Below are 1,817 nucleotides of genomic sequence, written 5' to 3'. Positions count from 1 at the left end.
CCCGCACAGTGTCTGTGCGGGGCCCCTTCGGCGTACCAGGCGGGAGTCGGGCTCAGCCGCCGCCGAGCAGGCCGCCCACGAGCCGGTCGTTGCCGCCGCCGCCCGTGCTGCCGCCACCGCCGCTCGTGCCGCTCTCGGGCGCCCCGCCGCCGCTGCCGCCGCTGGACGTGGGTCCCGCGGTGGCCGACGTCGGAGGCTGCTGGGGCGAGGACTGCTGGGGCGGGGCCTGACCGGTGGTGCCCTGCGTCTGGCTCGGCTGGCCCTGGCCCGCGCCCGCGGTGGCCGTCTCGCGCGCGGCGCCCGGAGTGGCCGCCGCGCCCGCGCCCTGGGTGGGGCTGGCGGAGCTACCCTGGGTGGGCGCCCCCGTCCCGGAGGCCGTGGGACTCTGCGGCTGGCCCTGGCGCTGCTGCTTCTTCTTCCCGGGCTCCCCCGGAAGCGGCGATCCCGGCAGTTCGTTGCGCGGGGCCTCGCCGGGTCCGGGCACGGTCACGCGGTCGGCGTCGCGCACCGCGCCGCCGAGCATCGAACCGATCAGCAGGGTGAGCCCCACGACGATCGCCCCGATGAGCCCGCCGCGCCGCAGCACACGGCGCCGCAGCTCCCAGATGTCCACGCGCGGCCCGAGCGTGCGCCAGGCCTCGCCCGCGAGACGTCCGTCGACGGAGTAGACGGGGGCGCCCGCGATGATCAGCGGTGACCATGCGGCCAGATAGATGATGTCCGGCGCGTCGTAGGCGGGGACGGTCTTCCAGCTGACGGTGACGATGAGCGCGGCGGACAGGAGCACGCCGATGCTGGCCGCGACCCGCTGCCAGAGCCCGAGCACCGTGAGCACGCCCACGATGATCTGCAGGAAGGCGATGCAGAGTCCGGCGCCCACCGGGTGCGAGAGGGCGAAGTCCCGCAGCGGCTCGGCGAGCGCCCAGGGGTGCAGCGAGTTGAGCCACTTGACCATGGAGCCGCGGTCGCCGCCGTCGAAGTACACGGGGTCGCAGAGCTTGCCCATGCCGGCGTAGATGGAGATGAACCCGAGGAAGACGCGCATCGGAAGGAGCACGACGCCGAGGTTCATGCGGCGACCGGGGTAATAGGCGTGGCGGACGGGATCGGCTCCGTGCCGCCGGACGACCTGGCGTCCGTCCTCGCCGTCGAAGTCGTCGCCGTCGTACTCGTCGTCCCCGTAGGGGAGTTGTTCGTCGAGGTCGCTTTCCGAGATCGGCATGCGCGGGATCAGCCGGGTTTCGGGACCGTGCTGACGAGGACCGATGACGGCAGGCGTGGCCTGCGTACTCTCGAGACCGTCGTCGTCGACGTCGATGCGGGGGATGACCTGCGTGGCACCTCCGTCGTCGTAGGGGCCGCCGCCGACTGCGGCCGAATGGCGCACGCCGGTGCCGCGCACCGCCTGGAGGAGTCCGGTCGCTCCGGGGTCGCCCGGCTCGGACTTCCCGCTCCAGACGACGGGCGAGCGGCGCCGTGCGGAGGAGCCGACTGCGGGGATGCGCGCGGTGTCGTCGGCATTGTTCAAGTGCCGTGCGATACGCGGGGATTGGGTCCGCTGCGCGGTGGGGAGCTGCACGCGGAAGCTCGCGTGATTCACGATGACCTGCGCCGGGTCGCTCGGCACTTTCACCATGCTCAGCGCGGGAGCTTCGTCGAACCCTGACGAGCTTCCCCCCGTGGGATTGCGGGGCGTTCTGGTGTCCACACTCATCTAACCGAGTGATGTGTGTTTAGGACACTGCCTTGACCGCGTGGAAATGTCCGGACCGCGTCAAGATCTACAACGGACGGCGGCCGGCCCGGATATTCCGGGC

At 72.4% G+C, this 1,817-nt stretch carries 1 protein-coding gene; it reads right to left on the bottom strand.

From position 1 onward, the window contains the following. Nucleotides 1–52 precede the first annotated feature (52 nt). Nucleotides 53–1,714, bottom strand: coding sequence for a DoxX family protein (locus ACFUPX_RS44115; protein WP_383335407.1), 1,662 nt, complete (start codon nucleotides 1,712–1,714; stop codon nucleotides 53–55). Nucleotides 1,715–1,817: the final 103 nt, after the last annotated feature.

This window comes from Streptomyces sp. NPDC057302 (genome assembly GCF_042667685.1).
Taxonomy (GTDB): domain Bacteria; phylum Actinomycetota; class Actinomycetes; order Streptomycetales; family Streptomycetaceae; genus Streptomyces.
The sequence above is the reverse complement of the archived record's forward strand: the minus strand, read 5'-3'. Positions and strand labels throughout refer to the sequence as shown.

Excerpts from the sequence above, each read along its gene's own strand:
- ACFUPX_RS44115 (WP_383335407.1), bottom strand. The coding sequence starts at position 1,714 with ATGAGTGTGGACACCAGAACGCCCCGCAATCCCACGGGGGGAAGCTCG.